This is a genomic window from Burkholderia sp. Bp8963, assembly GCF_003854275.1.
In the GTDB taxonomy this organism is placed as follows: Bacteria; Pseudomonadota; Gammaproteobacteria; order Burkholderiales; family Burkholderiaceae; genus Burkholderia.
Genome location: NZ_QTQP01000015.1, coordinates 1 through 15565, shown reverse-complemented (window position 1 = coordinate 15565; position 15565 = coordinate 1). Strand labels below are relative to the sequence as shown.

Annotated in this window: 13 protein-coding genes; 10 read left to right on the top strand and 3 right to left on the bottom strand. The window is 68.5% G+C overall.

The window, feature by feature from the left end; all coding sequences use genetic code 11:
• The first annotated feature begins 6 nt into the window (after nucleotides 1-6).
• The 8 genes from DID96_RS14805 to DID96_RS14770 all read left to right on the top strand — a co-directional run bounded on the left by DID96_RS14805 (nucleotide 7) and on the right by DID96_RS14770 (nucleotide 10942).
• Nucleotides 7-1215, top strand: coding sequence for an acyl-CoA dehydrogenase family protein (locus DID96_RS14805; RefSeq protein ID WP_124600047.1), 1209 nt, complete (start codon nucleotides 7-9; stop codon nucleotides 1213-1215).
• A gap of 14 nt (nucleotides 1216-1229) precedes the next feature.
• Entirely contained in the window at nucleotides 1230-2366 is a 1137-nt protein-coding gene (locus DID96_RS14800; protein WP_124600046.1) for an acyl-CoA dehydrogenase family protein, read from the top strand.
• A 30-nt stretch (nucleotides 2367-2396) separates the two neighbouring features.
• A complete protein-coding gene (locus tag DID96_RS14795) occupies nucleotides 2397-3602 on the top strand; it encodes a CaiB/BaiF CoA-transferase family protein (protein ID WP_124600045.1) in 1206 nt (401 codons plus the stop codon).
• 123 nt (nucleotides 3603-3725) lie between these two features.
• Nucleotides 3726-4031, top strand: a complete 306-nt coding sequence (locus DID96_RS14790) for a DUF485 domain-containing protein (RefSeq protein WP_048023901.1) — start codon at nucleotides 3726-3728, stop codon at nucleotides 4029-4031.
• An 11-nt stretch (nucleotides 4032-4042) separates the two neighbouring features.
• Nucleotides 4043-5737, top strand: coding sequence for a cation acetate symporter (locus tag DID96_RS14785; RefSeq protein WP_124600044.1), 1695 nt, complete (start codon nucleotides 4043-4045; stop codon nucleotides 5735-5737).
• A 352-nt stretch (nucleotides 5738-6089) separates the two neighbouring features.
• On the top strand, nucleotides 6090-7379 hold the full coding sequence (locus DID96_RS14780; protein WP_124600043.1) for a dicarboxylate/amino acid:cation symporter: 1290 nt from the start codon (nucleotides 6090-6092) through the stop codon (nucleotides 7377-7379).
• A gap of 4 nt (nucleotides 7380-7383) precedes the next feature.
• The gene (locus DID96_RS14775; protein WP_124600042.1) at nucleotides 7384-9519 is read left to right on the top strand and encodes an ATP-binding protein; all 2136 of its coding nucleotides are present in this window, start codon (nucleotides 7384-7386) and stop codon (nucleotides 9517-9519) included.
• Between the two features lie 70 nt (nucleotides 9520-9589).
• Nucleotides 9590-10942: a sigma-54 dependent transcriptional regulator gene (locus tag DID96_RS14770; RefSeq protein ID WP_124600168.1), complete on the top strand. Its 1353-nt coding sequence runs from the start codon at nucleotides 9590-9592 to the stop codon at nucleotides 10940-10942.
• 121 nt (nucleotides 10943-11063) lie between these two features.
• Here DID96_RS14770 and DID96_RS14765 read toward each other — a convergent pair whose 3' ends face one another.
• Nucleotides 11064-11600: a TlpA disulfide reductase family protein gene (locus DID96_RS14765; RefSeq protein ID WP_124600041.1), complete on the bottom strand. Its 537-nt coding sequence runs from the start codon at nucleotides 11598-11600 to the stop codon at nucleotides 11064-11066.
• A 164-nt stretch (nucleotides 11601-11764) separates the two neighbouring features.
• Here DID96_RS14765 and DID96_RS14760 point away from each other — a divergent pair, with 164 nt between their 5' ends.
• A complete protein-coding gene (locus DID96_RS14760; RefSeq protein ID WP_124600040.1) occupies nucleotides 11765-12337 on the top strand; it encodes a hypothetical protein in 573 nt (190 codons plus the stop codon).
• Between the two features lie 322 nt (nucleotides 12338-12659).
• Here DID96_RS14760 and DID96_RS14755 read toward each other — a convergent pair whose 3' ends face one another.
• Both DID96_RS14755 and DID96_RS14750 read right to left on the bottom strand, forming a co-directional pair.
• Nucleotides 12660-14225, bottom strand: a complete 1566-nt coding sequence (locus tag DID96_RS14755) for a YifB family Mg chelatase-like AAA ATPase (RefSeq protein WP_124600039.1) — start codon at nucleotides 14223-14225, stop codon at nucleotides 12660-12662.
• Nucleotides 14226-14471: 246 nt separating this feature from the next.
• Nucleotides 14472-14720: an accessory factor UbiK family protein gene (locus DID96_RS14750; protein WP_124600038.1), complete on the bottom strand. Its 249-nt coding sequence runs from the start codon at nucleotides 14718-14720 to the stop codon at nucleotides 14472-14474.
• Nucleotides 14721-15072: 352 nt separating this feature from the next.
• Here DID96_RS14750 and DID96_RS14745 point away from each other — a divergent pair, with 352 nt between their 5' ends.
• Nucleotides 15073-15411, top strand: a complete 339-nt coding sequence (locus DID96_RS14745) for a P-II family nitrogen regulator (protein ID WP_006398175.1) — start codon at nucleotides 15073-15075, stop codon at nucleotides 15409-15411.
• The last annotated feature ends 154 nt before the right edge of the window (nucleotides 15412-15565 follow it).

Sequence of the window (15565 nt, the reverse complement as noted above, 5' to 3'; positions counted from 1 at the left end):
TACCTGATGGATCTCGATTTCACTCCCGAAGAGGAAGCGTTTCGCGCCGACGTGCAGCGCTTCCTGCAAGAACGGCTGCCCGAGCGCATTTCGCGCAAGGTGAAGGGCGGCCTGCGCCTGACCCGCGACGACATGCGCGAATGGCACGCGACACTCAACGCGCGCGGCTGGCTCGCGAGCCACTGGCCGCGCGATTACGGCGGCCCCGGCTGGAGCGTCGCGCAGAAGTTCCTGTTCGACAACGAATGCGCGCTCGCGGGCGCGCCGCGCATCGTGCCGTTCGGCGTGAACATGCTCGGCCCGGTGCTGATCAAGTACGGCAGCGAAGCGCAGAAGCGCCACTGGCTGCCGCGCATCCTCGACGGCACCGACTGGTGGTGCCAGGGCTACTCGGAGCCGGGCGCGGGCTCGGACCTCGCGGCGGTGAAGACGAGCGCGGTGCGGGGTGTCGACGCGCAGGGCGACCACTACGTCGTCAACGGCCAGAAGACGTGGACCACGCTCGGCCACTACGCGAACATGATCTTCTGCCTCGTGCGCACCGCGACCGACGTGCGCAAGCAGGAAGGCATCAGCTTCCTGCTGGTCGACATGAACTCGCCCGGCGTCGACGTGCGCCCGATCGTCACGCTCGACGGCGAGCATGAGGTGAACGAGGTGTTCTTCACCGACGTGCGCGTGCCGGCCGAGAACCTCGTCGGCGAGGAGAACCGCGGCTGGACCTATGCGAAATACCTGCTGACCTACGAGCGCACCAACATCGCGGGCGTCGGCTTCTCGACGGCCGCGCTCGACCGGCTGCGCGCGGTCGCCGCGAAGGTGCGCAAGAACGGCCGGCCGCTCGCCGACGATCCGTATTTCGCGGCGCGCATCGCGCGCGTCGAGATCGAGCTCGAGAACATGAAGACGACCAACCTGCGCGTGCTCGCCGCGGTCGCGGGTGGCGGCGCGCCGGGCGCGGAAAGCTCGATGCTGAAGATCCGCGGCACGCAGATCCGCCAGGAAATCACGTCGCTGATGCGGCGCGCGATGGGGCCGTATGCGCAGCCGTTCGTCGACGAAGCGCTCGACGCCGATTACGACGGCGAGCCGGTCGGCCCGGACGAAGCCGCGAGCGCCGCGCAGCAGTATTTCAACAACCGGAAGCTGTCGATCTTCGGCGGCTCGAACGAGATCCAGAAGAACATCATCGCGAAGATGATGCTCGGGCTGTAACGAGGGACGCGACGATGGATTTCCAGCACACAGAAGACCGCCGGATGCTGGCGGATACGTTGAACCGCTTCATCGCCGAGCAGTACGCGTTCCCGGTGCGCGATCGCATCGCGCAGTCGGCCGAAGGTTTCGATCGTGCGATGTGGCAGCGCTTTGCCGAACTCGGTACGGTCGGCGCGCTGTTTGCCGAAACCGACGGCGGGTTCGGCGGCGCGGGCTTCGACATCGCCGTGGTGTTCGAATGCCTGGGGCGCGGGCTCGTCGTCGAGCCGTTCCTCGGCGCACTGCTCGCGGGCCGCGCGCTGTCGCTCGCCGGCGGCGCTGCGCATCGCGACCGTCTTGCCGCGCTGATCGACGGCAGCGCGAGCGCCGCGTTCGCGCATGACGAGCCGGGCTCGCACTACGAACTGACGACCGTGCGCACGCGCGCCGAACGCTCGGGCGACGGCTGGGTGCTGACAGGCGCGAAGGGCGTCGTCGACCAGGCCGCGCAGGCGGCGTTCTTCGTCGTCAGCGCGCGCGTGTCGGGTCACGACGACGATGCGGCCGGCATCGGCCTGTTCGTCGTGCCGGCCGACGCGCCGGGCGTATCGCTGCGCGATTACAAAAAGATCGACGGCGGCCGCGCGGCCGAAGTGCGCTTCGACCGCGTCGTGCTGCCGGCGGACGCCGCACTTGGCGCGCACGACGGTGAAGCGGGCACCGAGCTGCTCGAACGCGTGCTCGGCTATGGGCTGCTCGCACTGTCGGCGGAAGCGCTCGGCGCGATGGACGTTGCGAAAGAGTACACGCTCGACTATCTGCGCACGCGCAAGCAGTTCGGCTTGCCGATCGGCAGCTTCCAGGCGCTGCAGCACCGGATGGCCGACCTGCTGCTCGAAGTCGCGCAGGCACGCTCGGCCGTGATCAACGCGGCCGCGCAGCTCGATGCGCCGCGCGTGGTGCGCGAACGCGCGCTGGCGGCGGCGAAATACAGCATCGGCCGGATCGGCACGCTCGTCGCCGAGGAAAGCATCCAGCTGCACGGCGGGATCGGGATGACGTGGGAGCTGCCGCTGTCGCACTACGCGAAGCGCCTCGTGATGATCGATCACCAGCTCGGCGACGAGGATCACCATCTCGCACGCTACATCGCGCTGTCGAAACAGTAAAAACGAACCACGCGAACGGAGGAGACAAGGATGACGAACGAATCGCGCGCATTGCCGCTGGCCGGCGTGAAGGTGCTCGATTTCTCGCGCGTGCTCGCGGGCCCGTGGTGCGCGATGGTGCTCGCCGATTTCGGCGCGGAAGTGATCAAGGTCGAGCATCCGGCGCGCGGTGACGACACGCGCGACTGGGGCCTGAGGATCGGCGACACCGAGACGACCTACTTCAACAGCGTGAACCGCAGCAAGCGCTCGATCTGTCTCGACCTGCAGACCGACGAAGGGCGACGGCTCGCGCGCGAGCTGGCCGCGCAGGCCGATGTGGTGCTTCACAACTTCAAGTTCGGCGGCGCGGAAAAGCTCGGGCTCGGCTACGACGCACTGGCCGAACTGAATCCGCGCCTCGTGCACTGCGCGATCTCCGGCTACGACCGTTCGGGCGCCGAGGCCGCGCGGCCCGGCTACGACCTCGTCGTACAGGGCGAAGCCGGGCTGATGGCGTTGAACGGCGAAGCTGGCCAGCCGCCGCTGAAGTTCGGCGTCGCGGCGGTCGACCTGTTCACTGGCATGTATTCGGCGCAGGCGATCCTCGCCGCGCTCTACGAACGTCATGCGACGGGGCGCGGGCGGCGCATCGAGATGGCGCTGTTCGACTGCGGGCTGATGATCACCGCGTATTACGGGCTCGACGCGCTGCTGATGGGCGAGGATCCGCCGCGCTACGGCAACGCGCACCCGTCGATCGTGCCGTACGGCGTGTTCGACGCGGCCGACGGGCCGCTCGTGATCACGGTCGGCAACAACACGCAGTTCGCACGTTTCTGCGATGCGATCGAGCGGCCCGATCTCGCGGCCGACACCAGATACAAGACCAACCTCGGCCGCTCGGAAAACCGCGCCGACCTGTTGCCCGAGATTCGTCGTGAACTCGCGAGCCGGTCACGTGCGACGTTGCTCGCGGCGCTCGCCGATGCGGGCATTCCGTGCGGCGAAGTGCTCGGGCTGCACGAAGCGCTGAAGTCGGAACGTGCGACGAGCGCGGGGCTCGTCACGCGGCAGCTGCACCCGGTCGCGGGCGGCGTCGACGTGCTTGCACCGCCGTATCGGTTCGACGGCGCGCGGTTGCCCGTGCGCGGCGCGCCGCCGGTGCTCGGTGCCGATACGGGTGCGGTGCTCGGCGGCTGGCTCGGGATGTCGGCCGACGAGGTCGCGCGGCTGCGTGCGGATCGCGTGGTCTGAGCGCACGCCCACGCATGGGCACGACGCATCACATTGCACCGCCGCGGCGCGGGCGGATCGGTAGACGCGCCATCCATCCACAAGACAACCCTCGCGCAACGACGCGGTGGAAATGGAGACACCATGGAGCTTTCCGTCATCGAATCAGTCACGGCGCGCCGTGACTACCAGCAGCTCGTGCGTGCGCGGCGCCGCTTCAGCTTCACGCTGACGGCGCTGATGATTGCCACGTACTACGGCTTCATCCTGCTCGTCGCGCTCGCGCCGCACGTGCTCGCCGCGCCGCTGTACCGCGGCGCGACGACGACGGTCGGGATCGCCGCGGGCGTCGCGATCATCCTGGTCGCGATCGGCCTGACCGCGTGCTACGTGCTGCGCGCGAACCGTGCGTTCGACCGCCGCGTCGACGCGCTTCTGCAGCGTTCGTGACGGAGGCCGACATGCGACGTTCCTCGATCGCGCCTGGCGCGCTTGCCGTTCCCGCCGTGCTCGTTTCCTCCGCCGCGCATGCGGTATCGGTCGCGGGCCCGATGCCCGACAAGGTCGAACTGAACCCGGTCGCGATCGGGATGTTCTTCGCGTTCGTGTTCGCGACGCTCGCGCTCACGCGCTGGGCTGCGCGCCGCACGCGCTCGACGCGCGACTTCTACACGGCCGGCGGCGGCATCACCGGGCTGCAGAACGGGCTCGCGATCGCGGGCGACTACATGTCGGCCGCGTCGTTCCTCGGGCTGTCCGGGATGGTGTTCATGTTCGGCTTCGACGGGCTCATCTACTCGATCGGCTTTCTCGTCGGCTGGCCGTTCGTGATGTTCCTGATCGCCGAGCCGTTGCGCAACCTCGGCAAGTTCACGTTCGTCGACGTCGTCGCGTACCGCTTTGCGCAGCGGCCGATCCGGCTGCTGACGTCCGCGAATTCGCTGACCATCGTCGTGCTGTACCTCGTCGTGCAGATGGTCGGCGCGGGCAAGCTGATCCAGTTGCTGTTCGGGCTGTCGTACGGCACGGCCGAGCTGATCGTCGGCGTGCTGATGGTGGTCTACGTGTTCTTCGGCGGGATGACCGCGACCACCTGGGTGCAGGTGATCAAGGCCGTGCTGCTGCTGTGCGGCGCGACGCTGCTCGTCCTGCTCGCGCTCGCCGAATTCGGCTTCAGCGTCGACGAGATGTTCCGCCGCGCGGTGGCCGTGCATCCTGGCGCGCTGTCCATCATGGGCCCCGGCAAGCTGATCCGCGATCCGGCCAACGCGCTGTCGCTCGGCATTGCGCTGATGTTCGGCACGGCCGGCTTCCCGCACATCCTGATGCGCTTCTTCACGGTGCCGAACGCGAAGGAGGCGCGCAAGTCGGTGCTCTATGCGACCGGCTTCATCGGCTATTTCTACCTGCTGACCTTCGTGATCGGCTTCTCGGCGATCGTGCTGCTCGCGCAGCATCCCGAGTTCTTCAAGCTCGGCGCGAACGGCACGTTCAACCTGACGCACGACCTGCTCGGCGGCTCGAACATGGTCGCGGTGAAGCTCGCGCAGGCGGTCGGCGGGAACTGGTTCTACGGCTTCATCGCGGCCGTCACGTTCGCGACGATTCTCGCGGTGGTCGCGGGCCTGACGCTCGCCGGCGCGACGACGATCTCGCACGACCTGTACGCGCAGATGTGGGCGTGCGGCAAGCCCGACGAACGCGTCGAGATGCGCATCTCGCGCGCGGCGACGATCGCGCTGTCGGCGGTCGCGATCGGGCTGTCGATCCTGTTCGAGCACGTGAACGTCGCGTTCATGGTCGGCCTCGTCGCGGCGGTGGCCGCGAGCGCGAATTTCCCGGTGCTCGCGATGTCGATCTTCTGGCGCGGAATGACGACGCGCGGCGCGGTGCTCGGCGGCAGCCTCGGCCTCGTGTCGGCGGTGGCGCTCACGGTGCTGTCGAAGTCGGTGTGGGTCGACGTGCTGCACCACGCGCACGCGCCGGTGTTTCTCGACAACCCGGCGCTCGTGTCGGTGCCGCTCGCGTTCATCGGGATCGTCGTCGGCTCGCTTGCGGATCGCGGCGAGCGCGCACGGCGCGAGCGCGAGGCCTTCGCGCAGCAGGAGTTCTACGCGCAGACGGGCGTGCTGGCCGGCCGCGCCGTGCAGCACTGATTCATCTGACAAATGAGCGCATCCGTCCGGATCGCCGGACGGATATTTTCCGGAAATCCGGAATCCCGGATTTTCTTGCCTGCCGCATGATGGGAAATACAATGAAAACAATGGTTTGAGGGGTTCCGGAAACCTGGCATCGACCTTGCGATATAAAGCGCACGGCCATCCCCCGGCCTGACTATTAAACCAAGGAGACAATCGATGACCACTGCCTTCCTCCCCCTCCGGATGTCCTGAGGCATCGCTTGTTGCGGCACGGCAACCGCGCGGGCGACTGCAATTCCCCTGGCATTCGCTCGCGCGCGTGACGCCGCTCCACCGGCTCATCTACCCTTCATCAGGAACCATCGTGAAGAAGAAACCCTTCTACAAAGTGCTCTATGTGCAGGTGATCTTCGCCATCATCGTCGGCGTGATCCTCGGCCACTACTATCCGGCCCTCGCCACCGAGATGAAGCCGCTCGGCGACGGCTTCATCAAGCTGATCAAGATGGTGATCGGGCCGATCATCTTCTGTACGGTCGTGACCGGCATCGCCGGCATGGAGGACATGAAGAAGGTCGGGCGCGTCGGCGGCAAGGCGCTGCTGTACTTCGAGATCGTGTCGACCTTCGCGCTGATGCTCGGCCTCGCGGCCACGCACATCCTGCGTCCGGGCGTCGGCTTCAACATCGATCCGGCGACGCTGAACGGCAAGGAAGTCGCGTCGTACGCGGCGAAGGCGCACGGGCAGTCGACGGTCGACTTCCTGATGCACATCATCCCGAACACGATGGTCGACGCGTTCGCACAGGGCGAGATCCTGCAGATCCTGCTGGTCGCGCTGCTGTTCGGCAGCGTGCTCGCGCACCTCGGCGAGCGCGGCAAGGTGGTCACCGACTTCATCGACGGGATCACGCGCGTGCTGTTCGGCATCGTGCACATCGTCACGAAGCTCGCGCCGATCGGCGCGTTCGGCGCGATGGCGTTCACGATCGGCAAGTACGGCGTCGGCTCGCTGGTGCCGCTGCTCAAGCTGATCGGCACGTTCTACCTGACGTCGGTCGTGTTCGTGCTCGTCGTGCTCGGCACGATCGCGCGCATCACGGGCTTCTCGATCATCCGCTTCGTCGGCTACATCAAGGAAGAGCTGCTGATCGTGCTCGGCACGAGCTCGTCGGAAGCCGCGCTGCCGCAGCTGATGGAGAAGCTCGAGAAGGCCGGCTGCTCGCGCTCGGTCGTCGGCCTCGTCGTGCCGACCGGCTACTCGTTCAACCTCGACGGCACCAACATCTACATGACGATGGCCGTGCTGTTCATCGCGCAGGCGACCAACATCGAGCTCACGTGGATGCAGCAGCTCACGCTGCTCGCCGTTGCGATGCTGACGTCGAAGGGCGCGAGCGGCGTCACCGGCGCGGGCTTCATCACGCTCGCCGCGACGCTCGCGGTCGTGCCGACCATCCCGCTGTCGGGCATGGTGCTGATCCTCGGTATCGACCGTTTCATGAGCGAATGCCGCGCGCTGACCAACATCGTCGGCAACGGCGTCGCGACGGTCGTCGTGTCCGCGTGGGAGAAGGAGCTCGACCGTGCGAAGCTGCGCCAGGCGCTGAGCGGCGGCGGCGAAGTCGCCACGACCGAGACGGCCGGCGTCTGACGCCATGAAGGAGCAGGCGGCGGCGCCGCTCGCGGGCCGCGCGCCGAATTACAGCGGCGGTGGCGGTGGCAGCGGTATCGGCAGCGGCACCGGCGGCAGCGGCAGCGGCAGGGCAGATGCGGACGGCTATGACACAATAGCTGATCCGCATCGCCAGGAAGCCGTCACCGTGAAGCGCCGCCTGCTCATCCTCGTCGCGCTCGCTACCGCGCTCGCCGCGGCCTGTGCGCTGACGTGGACCGTCACGTGGCGGCGCGGGATCGACGAGCTGCAGCGCAATGCCGCCGTGCGCGTCGATCGCACCACCAGCGCGCTCAAGAGCACGCTCGACCGCTACGAATCGCTGCCGTACCTGCTCGGCAGCCACCCGCTCGTGCAGGACCTGCTCGCCGAGCCGAAGCGCGCCGACTACGCGGCGCGCGCCAACCGCTACCTCGAAGACCTCAACCAGCACGCGCACGCGACCGTCACCTACCTGATCGGCGCGGACGGCCTGTGCGTCGCCGCGAGCAACTGGCGCGCACCCGACAGCTTCATCGGGATCGGCTACCGTTTCCGGCCGTATTTCATCGACGCGATGCACGGCCAGGTCGGCCGCTTTTTCGGGATCGGCACGATCTCGCGCGATCCCGGCTATTACATCTCGCAACCCGTGTGGCGCGACGGCCGGATCGTCGGCGTCGTCGTCGTGAAGCTCAATCTCGAGTGGTTCCAGGGCGCGGACGCGTCCGAGCCGCTCGTCGTCACGGACGATCACGGCGTCGCGTTCCTGTCGTCGGTGCCCGCGTGGAAATACCACACGCTGCGGCCGCTGACGGGCCCCGTCGCCGCGTCGATCTTCGAAACCCGCCAGTACGCGCAGCAGCCGGTCGCGCCGCTGCCGCTGCGCGTCGAACAGCCGCTCGGCGCCAACGCGCAGATCGTGCGCATCGGCGAGGGCCGCCGCGCGCCGCGCTATCTCGCGACGCAGCGCCGCATCGGCGAGCCCGACTGGACGCTCGTCACGCTTGCGCCGATCGCACCCGTCGACGCGGATGCGCGCAACGCGACGATCGTCACGGGCTTCGGCTTCGTGTCGGTCGCGCTGCTCGCGTTCTACTGGCGGATGCGCCGCGCGCGCGTGCGCGAGATGATTCGCGGCCGCGCGCTGCTGCAGCAGGCGTATGCGGAGCTGAACCGGCGCGTCGAGGAGCGCACGGCCGACCTGTCGGAGGCGAACGAACAGCTGCAGAAGGAAGTCGGCGACCGGATCCGCGCGGAACAGGAACTGCGCGCCGCGCACGACGAACTGATCCAGGCGAGCAAGCTTGCCGCGCTCGGCCAGATGGCGGCGGGCATCACGCACGAGCTGAACCAGCCGCTCGCCGCGCTGCGCAGTTTTTCCGACAACACGCGCGTGCTGCTCGACCGCGGCGAGCAGGCGGCTGCGCGCGAGAACCTCGAGGCGATCGCCGCGCTCACCGAGCGGATGGGCAAGATCACCAACCAGCTGAAGCTGTTCGTCGGCCGCGCGCGGCCGCGCAACGAACAGGCGCTCGTCGTGCGCGCGCTGCGCAGCGTGCTGGCGCTGCTCGACGAACGGCTGCGCGGCGTCGCGCTCGTGCTGACGCTGCGGGATGCGGCCGTGTCGTCCTTATCGTCCTTATCGTCCGTTTCGCCCACGCCGGACGCGCCGCTCGCGCCGCTCGATCTCGCCAACGACCATCCGGAACTCGTCGCGCGCTGCGAGGACCTGCGTCTCGAACAGGTGCTGATCAACCTGCTCGGCAACGCGCTGGACGCGGTGGCGGGCACGGCCGCGCCGCGCATCGAAGTCACGGTCGTCGTATCGGGCGCGACGCTCGCGATCCAGGTGCGCGACAACGGTCCGGGCATCCCGCCCGACCTGCTGCCGCGCCTGTTCGAGCCGTTCTTCACGACGAAGGAAATGGGCCGCGGGCTCGGTCTCGGGCTCGCGATCTCGTCGTCGATCGCGAGCGACGCGGGTGGCTCGCTGACTGCGCGCAACGCGCCGTCCGGCGGCGCGCAGTTCGTCTTGACGTTGCGGCGCGCCCGCACGCATCATCCGGACTCCGTGTCGGGGCAGACGGGTTTGCACGAAGCGCCCGTCGCGCACCGGACTGAGGGAAAATCGGCGTGAACCGACCCGCGCACGCGTTGCCGTCGCGCGGTCCGAGGGCCACGGAGCCCATCAGGAGCAAGTGAGTACGATGGCCAACCGGCTGCAAGTGATCTATATCGAAGACGACGCGCTCGTGCGCCGCGCGGGCGTGCAGAGCCTCCAGCTGGCGGGTTTCGACGTGACCGGCTTCGAGTCGGCCGAGGCCGCCGAGAAGGCGATCGTCGCCGACGCCGCCGGCGTGATCGTCAGCGACATCCGCCTGCCCGGCGCGAGCGGGCTCGACCTGCTTGCGCAATGCCGCGAGCGCGTGCCCGACGTGCCGGTGATCCTCGTCACCGGCCACGGCGACATCTCGATGGCGGTGCAGGCGATGCGCGACGGCGCGTACGACTTCATCGAGAAGCCGTTCGCGGCCGAGCGGCTGATCGAGACGGTGCGGCGCGCGCTGGAGCGGCGCGAGCTGGTGCTCGAGAACCATGCGCTGCGCCGCGAGCTGGCCGAGCAGAACGTCGTTGCGCCGCGGATCATCGGCCGCAGCCCGGCGATCGAGCAGGTGCGCAAGCTGATCGCGAACGTCGCGCCGACCGATGCGTCGGTCCTGATCAACGGCGACACGGGCGCCGGCAAGGAGCTGATCGCGCGCAGCCTGCACGAGCTGTCGCCGCGCCGCGACAAGCCGTTCATCGCGGTGAACTGCGGTGCGCTGCCCGAGCCGATGTTCGAATCCGAGATGTTCGGCTACGAGCCCGGCGCGTTCACGGGCGCGGCGAAGCGCCGGGTCGGCAAGCTCGAATACGCTTCCGGCGGCACGCTGTTCCTCGACGAGATCGAAAGCATGCCGCTCGCGCTGCAGGTGAAGCTGCTGCGCGTGCTGCAGGACGGCGTGCTCGAGCGGCTCGGCTCGAACCAGCCGATCCGCGTGAACTGCCGGATCGTCGCGGCCGCGAAGGGCGACATGAGCGAACTGGTCGCGGCCGGCACGTTCCGGCGCGACCTGCTGTACCGGCTCAATGTCGTGACGATCGCGCTGCCGCCGCTCGCCGAGCGCCGCGAGGACATCGTGCCGTTGTTCGAACACTTCATGCTCGACGCAGCCGTGCGCTATGACCGCCCGGCGCCGGTGCTGACCGACCGGCAGCGCGCGAGCCTGCTGCAGCGCGACTGGCCCGGCAACGTGCGCGAGCTGCGCAACGCGGCCGACCGGTTCGTGCTCGGCGTCGCCGACATGCCGCAGGACGCGGCGGGCAGCGACGACGACGCGAACGAGCAGACGCTGAAGGAGCGCATCGAGCAGTTCGAGCGCGCGGTGATCGCCGAGGCGCTGAACCAGACGGGCGGCGCGGTCGCGGCGACCGCCGACCGGCTGCACGTCGGCAAGGCGACGCTGTACGAGAAGATGAAGCGCTACGGGCTGTCGGCGAAGGGCGAAACGGACCGCTGAAAAGAAACGGACCGCAGAACCGGTGCTGTCCGGTCATGCGGTCCGTCTCAGGGTCTTTCTTGCGGCCCTTCTTGCGGCGAGGCGCGCGTCGCGCACCGCCGGCCCGTATCGGGCGAGGCGCTCAGGCGGCGTTGCCGAGCGCCTTCTTGAGCAGCGCGTCGAGCTCCGCGAACTGCGGCGCGCCCACATAGCGCTTCAGGATCTTGCCGTCCTTGTCGACGACGAAGGTCGTCGGCGTCAGCTGCACGTTGCCGAACTGCTTCGCGACGCTGCCGTCGTCGAGCGCGACCTTGAACGGCAGCTGGCGCGTCTGCGCATAGTTCGCGACGTACATCGGCGGATCGTAGTTCATTGCGACCGCGACGAATTCGAGGCCCTGTCCCTTGAAACGATTGTAGGTATCGACCATCTGCGGCATTTCCTGCATGCAGGTCGCGCAGCTCGTCGCCCAGAAGTTGACGAGGTAGACCTTGCCCTTCAGGTCGCCGGTGGTCGAGACCTTCTGGCCCGACAGCAGCGTGAACGTGGCGTCCGGCACGCTGGACTTGCCGTTGAACGCGAAGAAGCCGGCCACGGCGATGGCGGCCACGACGACGATCGCCGCGACATAGCGGATCGGGCTCGCGCGGCGGCTGGAGGAGGGAGGCGTGGAGTTCATCTGCGGTGCTCTCGGAGTCGGTCGGGGGACGCCGGACATTGCCAGGGACGTCGAAATTCGCCGCTCATTTTAGCGCGAATGCGGCGCACGCACCGGTGGTCGCCACACATCCCGGCGTTCCCGTTCGACGCATAATGCACGCTTTGCCCGCTCCGATCTCCGTCATGCCGAAGGAATTTGCCGCGCCGCTGCGTCCCCTTTTTCGTCCGCTGCGGCGCTTCGCCGCACTCATGTGCGCGAGCGCCGTGCTCGTCGCGTGCACGCCGTCGTACGACTGGCGCACGCTGCACAACGACGCCGGCTACACGATCGACCTGCCCGCGAAGCCGACCGTCGACGAGCATCCGGTAACGATCGGCGGCACGCCGATGAAGATGCGGATGCAGGCGGCACACCTGGATGGCGCGGTATTCGCGGTCGGCACGGTGATGCTGCCGGATGACCGCGACGAGACCCGCCGCGCGGCGCTCGACTACCTGCGCGAAGGCCTGTCCCGTAACCTGGGCGGCGCGTCGCAGACCGCCGCGGTGCCGGTGCCGCTCGCGGCCGGTGGCGCGGTGAATGGGCTCGAGCTGCGCGTGGCCGGTGCGGCGGCCGCGCAGGACCGCGCGCACAAGACGATCGTCGCGCGGTTCGCGGCGCGCGGCCGGCATGCGTACCAGGCGGTCGTGATCTCCGACGCGCCGGTCGCGCAGGAGCAGCTCGACCAGTTTTTCGGCTCGCTGAAGCTCGACTGAAGCGGGCCGGCGAGGGCGCTTCAGAGTGCGGCGAGAACTGAAAGTTCCTTCGCAGCATTCGACGCTAATCGCCGGATTTTGCGGGAATTTTTCGGCTATCCACAGTGCATGTGGATAACTTTGTTGAAAAGTTCGCGCACGATGCCCGCCGCCCGCGCCGGAAGGCCTTCCGGCCGGTTTTTACGCGTTCGGGCCGCTTTCGAAAAGTCAATAAAAACAAGGGTATGCGCAAGACGCATCCCGCAGGATGCGGTGCGATGCCGGCGGGGCCCGGATGCGCGGAATTGTGCATAAGTCAAGTCTTGACAGCCGGAATTTGTCCTCAGAGCGCGGTTAGCGCGCGCCGGTAGCGGATTGCCTCGGCGATCTGCGCGGCGCTCGGCAGCGGATCGCCGGCAAGGTCGGCGATCGTTCTCGCGACCTTCAGCACGCGGTAATACGCGCGCGCGGACCATCCGAACCGCTCGCCGGCCTCCCTCAGCAGGCGCTCGCCTTCGTCGGTCGGCCGGCACAGGTCGTCGGTCTCGCGTCCGGTCAGCATGTGATTGGTCTTGCCCTGGCGGTCGAGCTGCAGCGCGCGCGCCCGAGCAACCCGCTCAGCGACCGCGGCGCTCGGCTCGCCGGGCGCCGACGCCCGCGCCGCAAGTTCGGCCGGCGTCAGCGCGGGCAGGTCGATCTGGATGTCGATGCGGTCGAGCAGCGGCCCGGACAGCTTGCGCAGGTAGCGCGCGGCGACGTCCGGCGAGCAGCGGCAGCGGCCGGACGGATCGCCGAGCCTGCCGCACGGGCACGGGTTCATCGCGGCGATCAGCTGGCACGCGGCGGGGAAATCGGCCTGCATCGCCACGCGCGAAATCGTGATGCGGCCCGCTTCGAGCGGCTCGCGCAGCATTTCCAGCACGTGCCGGTCGAATTCCGGCAGCTCGTCGAGGAACAGCACGCCGAGGTGCGCGAGCGTGATCTCGCCCGGCTGCGGCGGATTGCGGCCGCCGACCAGCGCCGCGGCGCTCGACGAGTGATGCGGCGAGCGGAACGGCCGCTGCCGCCACTGTGCGGGCGAGAAACCGACGCGGCTCGCCGACAGCAGTGCGGCCGACGTCAGCGCTTCGTCGTCGGTCAGCGGCGGCAGCAGCCCCGGCAGCCGCGCGGCCAGCATCGACTTGCCCGCGCCGGGCGGGCCGACCATCAGCATGTGATGCCCACCGGCGGCCGCGACTTCGAGCGCCCGCCGCGCGCCGCGCTGGCCGATCACGTCCGCGAGGTCGGGGGCGGCCGACGCCGGCCGGCCGTCGAGGCACGGCGCGGCAACGGGCGACAGCCGCCCGTCCGGTGCGCCGGCCAGGTGCGCGCACAGCGCCGGCAGGTCCGGCGCACCGAAGACGGTCACGCCCGGGACCAGCGCCGCTTCGGCGGCGCTGTCGAGCGGCAGGTACAGCTCCGGCTCGCGGGGCCGGGCGGCTGAATCCGCCGGATCGGCCGTGGCCGTGTGCCGGTCGCGTGCGGCGCCGCACGCCATCGCGAACGCGCCGCGCATCGGCCGCAGCGCGCCGGTCAGCGACAGCTCGCCCGCGAATTCGCGGCCGGCCAGCGCGTCGGCCGGGATCTGGCCGTTCGCGGCGAGGATGCCGAGCGCGATCGGCAGGTCGAACCGGCCGGATTCCTTCGGCAGGTCGGCGGGCGCGAGGTTGACGGTGATGCGCCGGACCGGGAACTCGAAGCCGCAGTTCTGCAACGCGGCGCGCACGCGCTCGCGGCTTTCACGGACTTCGAGATCGGGCAGGCCGACGATCGAGAACGACGGCAACCCGTTGGCGAGGTGGACTTCGACGGTGACGTCCGGCGCGCGGCCGGCCGCCGGTGCGCGGCTGCGCACCAAGGCAAGCGACATGGCGAGGCTCCTGCTGAGCGGGCGGGCAGCCTCGGGGGCCGCCTGCCACGGATAAGGGGAGTGATCGGTGCGCGCTTGCCGGCGTGGCGCGGATGAAAGAACGACGGGACGACTACTGGAGCGGGATCATTGCATCCGGGTACATCAGGGCGGGCGTGAACGAGCCGCATGAGGGCCCCCGCATGAGGGCCCGCTCACGCCGGTGCATCAGCCCTGTATATCAGGCCTGATGCGCAGCCCTTTACATCAAGCTTGCGAAGCGAGCTTCTGCTCGAGTTCCGCGACGCGCTTTTCCAGCTCCTCGAGGCGCACGCGGGTGCGGGCGAGCACCTGCGCCTGCGTGTCGAATTCCTCGCGGGTGACGAGATCGAGCTTCGAGAAGCCTTGCGACAGCATGGCCTTCACGTTGCGCTCGACGTCCTTGGCCGGCGAGTTTTTCAGCAGGTCGCTGACGCGCGACTGCAGGTCGTTGAAAACGTCGCTGGGTTGCTTCATGTGATTCCCCTTCATTGCACAAAAAATGTGCATCTTCAGTTGCGTACGTGCCCATGATGCACGCATGACCGGAAATGGTGCGTGCGAAGCGCGATTTCCGGGCATGGCGCCCGCATGGGTGAAAGTCCCGGCGTTGCGGGACGTGCGTGCACTCTAGCAACGTTCCTCGCCCGGCGCCAGCAAACCCGGCCCGCGTTGGCCATTCGGCCGGGCTCCGCCGCCTTTTCGCAGGAAATGCGACCCCCGCAACGCGGGTCGATGCACGGCTCGGGCCGACTTGGCATGCGAGTTGCTGAGGAGAGTCCGCTACACATCCAACCAATTCGACGGGACAACCCAGCGAGAGGACTTCATGAAACTCATTACCGCAATCATCAAGCCGTTCAAGCTCGATGAGACGCGCGAAGCGCTCTCCGCGCTCGGCGTCTCGGGCATCACGGTAACGGAGGTGAAAGGGTTCGGGCGCCAGAAGGGGCACACCGAGCTGTACCGGGGCGCCGAATACGTGGTCGATTTCCTGCCGAAGATGAAGATCGAGGCGGCCGTGTCCGACGATCTCGTCGACCAGGCGGTGGAAGCGATCGAGCGGGCGGCACGCACCGGCAAGATCGGCGACGGCAAGATCTTCGTCACGCCGATCGAGCAGGTGATCCGGATCCGCACCGGGGAGACGGGCGCGGACGCGCTGTAACAGACAAGACAAGCGACAAGAGGAAAACCAAGATGCGCAAACTTCTGATGTCCCTGCTGATGGCCGGCTCGCTGATCGCGGCCGGCGTTGGCCCCGCGCTCGCGGACGACGCGGCATCGGCCGCGGCTGCTTCCGCGCCTGCCGCATCGGCACC

What these genes read in the sequence shown, in the direction of transcription:
- DID96_RS14755 (WP_124600039.1), bottom strand. Translation starts at nt 14,225, where the DNA reads ATGTCGCTTGCCTTGGTGCGCAGCCGCGCACCGGCGGCCGGCCGCGCG.
- DID96_RS14765 (WP_124600041.1), bottom strand. Translation starts at nt 11,600, where the DNA reads ATGAACTCCACGCCTCCCTCCTCCAGCCGCCGCGCGAGCCCGATCCGC.
- DID96_RS14750 (WP_124600038.1), bottom strand. Translation starts at nt 14,720, where the DNA reads ATGAAGCAACCCAGCGACGTTTTCAACGACCTGCAGTCGCGCGTCAGC.
- DID96_RS14795 (WP_124600045.1), top strand. Translation starts at nt 2,397, where the DNA reads ATGACGAACGAATCGCGCGCATTGCCGCTGGCCGGCGTGAAGGTGCTC.
- DID96_RS14785 (WP_124600044.1), top strand. Translation starts at nt 4,043, where the DNA reads ATGCGACGTTCCTCGATCGCGCCTGGCGCGCTTGCCGTTCCCGCCGTG.
- DID96_RS14760 (WP_124600040.1), top strand. Translation starts at nt 11,765, where the DNA reads ATGCCGAAGGAATTTGCCGCGCCGCTGCGTCCCCTTTTTCGTCCGCTG.
- DID96_RS14790 (WP_048023901.1), top strand. Translation starts at nt 3,726, where the DNA reads ATGGAGCTTTCCGTCATCGAATCAGTCACGGCGCGCCGTGACTACCAG.
- DID96_RS14770 (WP_124600168.1), top strand. Translation starts at nt 9,590, where the DNA reads ATGGCCAACCGGCTGCAAGTGATCTATATCGAAGACGACGCGCTCGTG.
- DID96_RS14775 (WP_124600042.1), top strand. Translation starts at nt 7,384, where the DNA reads ATGAAGGAGCAGGCGGCGGCGCCGCTCGCGGGCCGCGCGCCGAATTAC.
- DID96_RS14745 (WP_006398175.1), top strand. Translation starts at nt 15,073, where the DNA reads ATGAAACTCATTACCGCAATCATCAAGCCGTTCAAGCTCGATGAGACG.
- DID96_RS14805 (WP_124600047.1), top strand. Translation starts at nt 7, where the DNA reads ATGGATCTCGATTTCACTCCCGAAGAGGAAGCGTTTCGCGCCGACGTG.
- DID96_RS14800 (WP_124600046.1), top strand. Translation starts at nt 1,230, where the DNA reads ATGGATTTCCAGCACACAGAAGACCGCCGGATGCTGGCGGATACGTTG.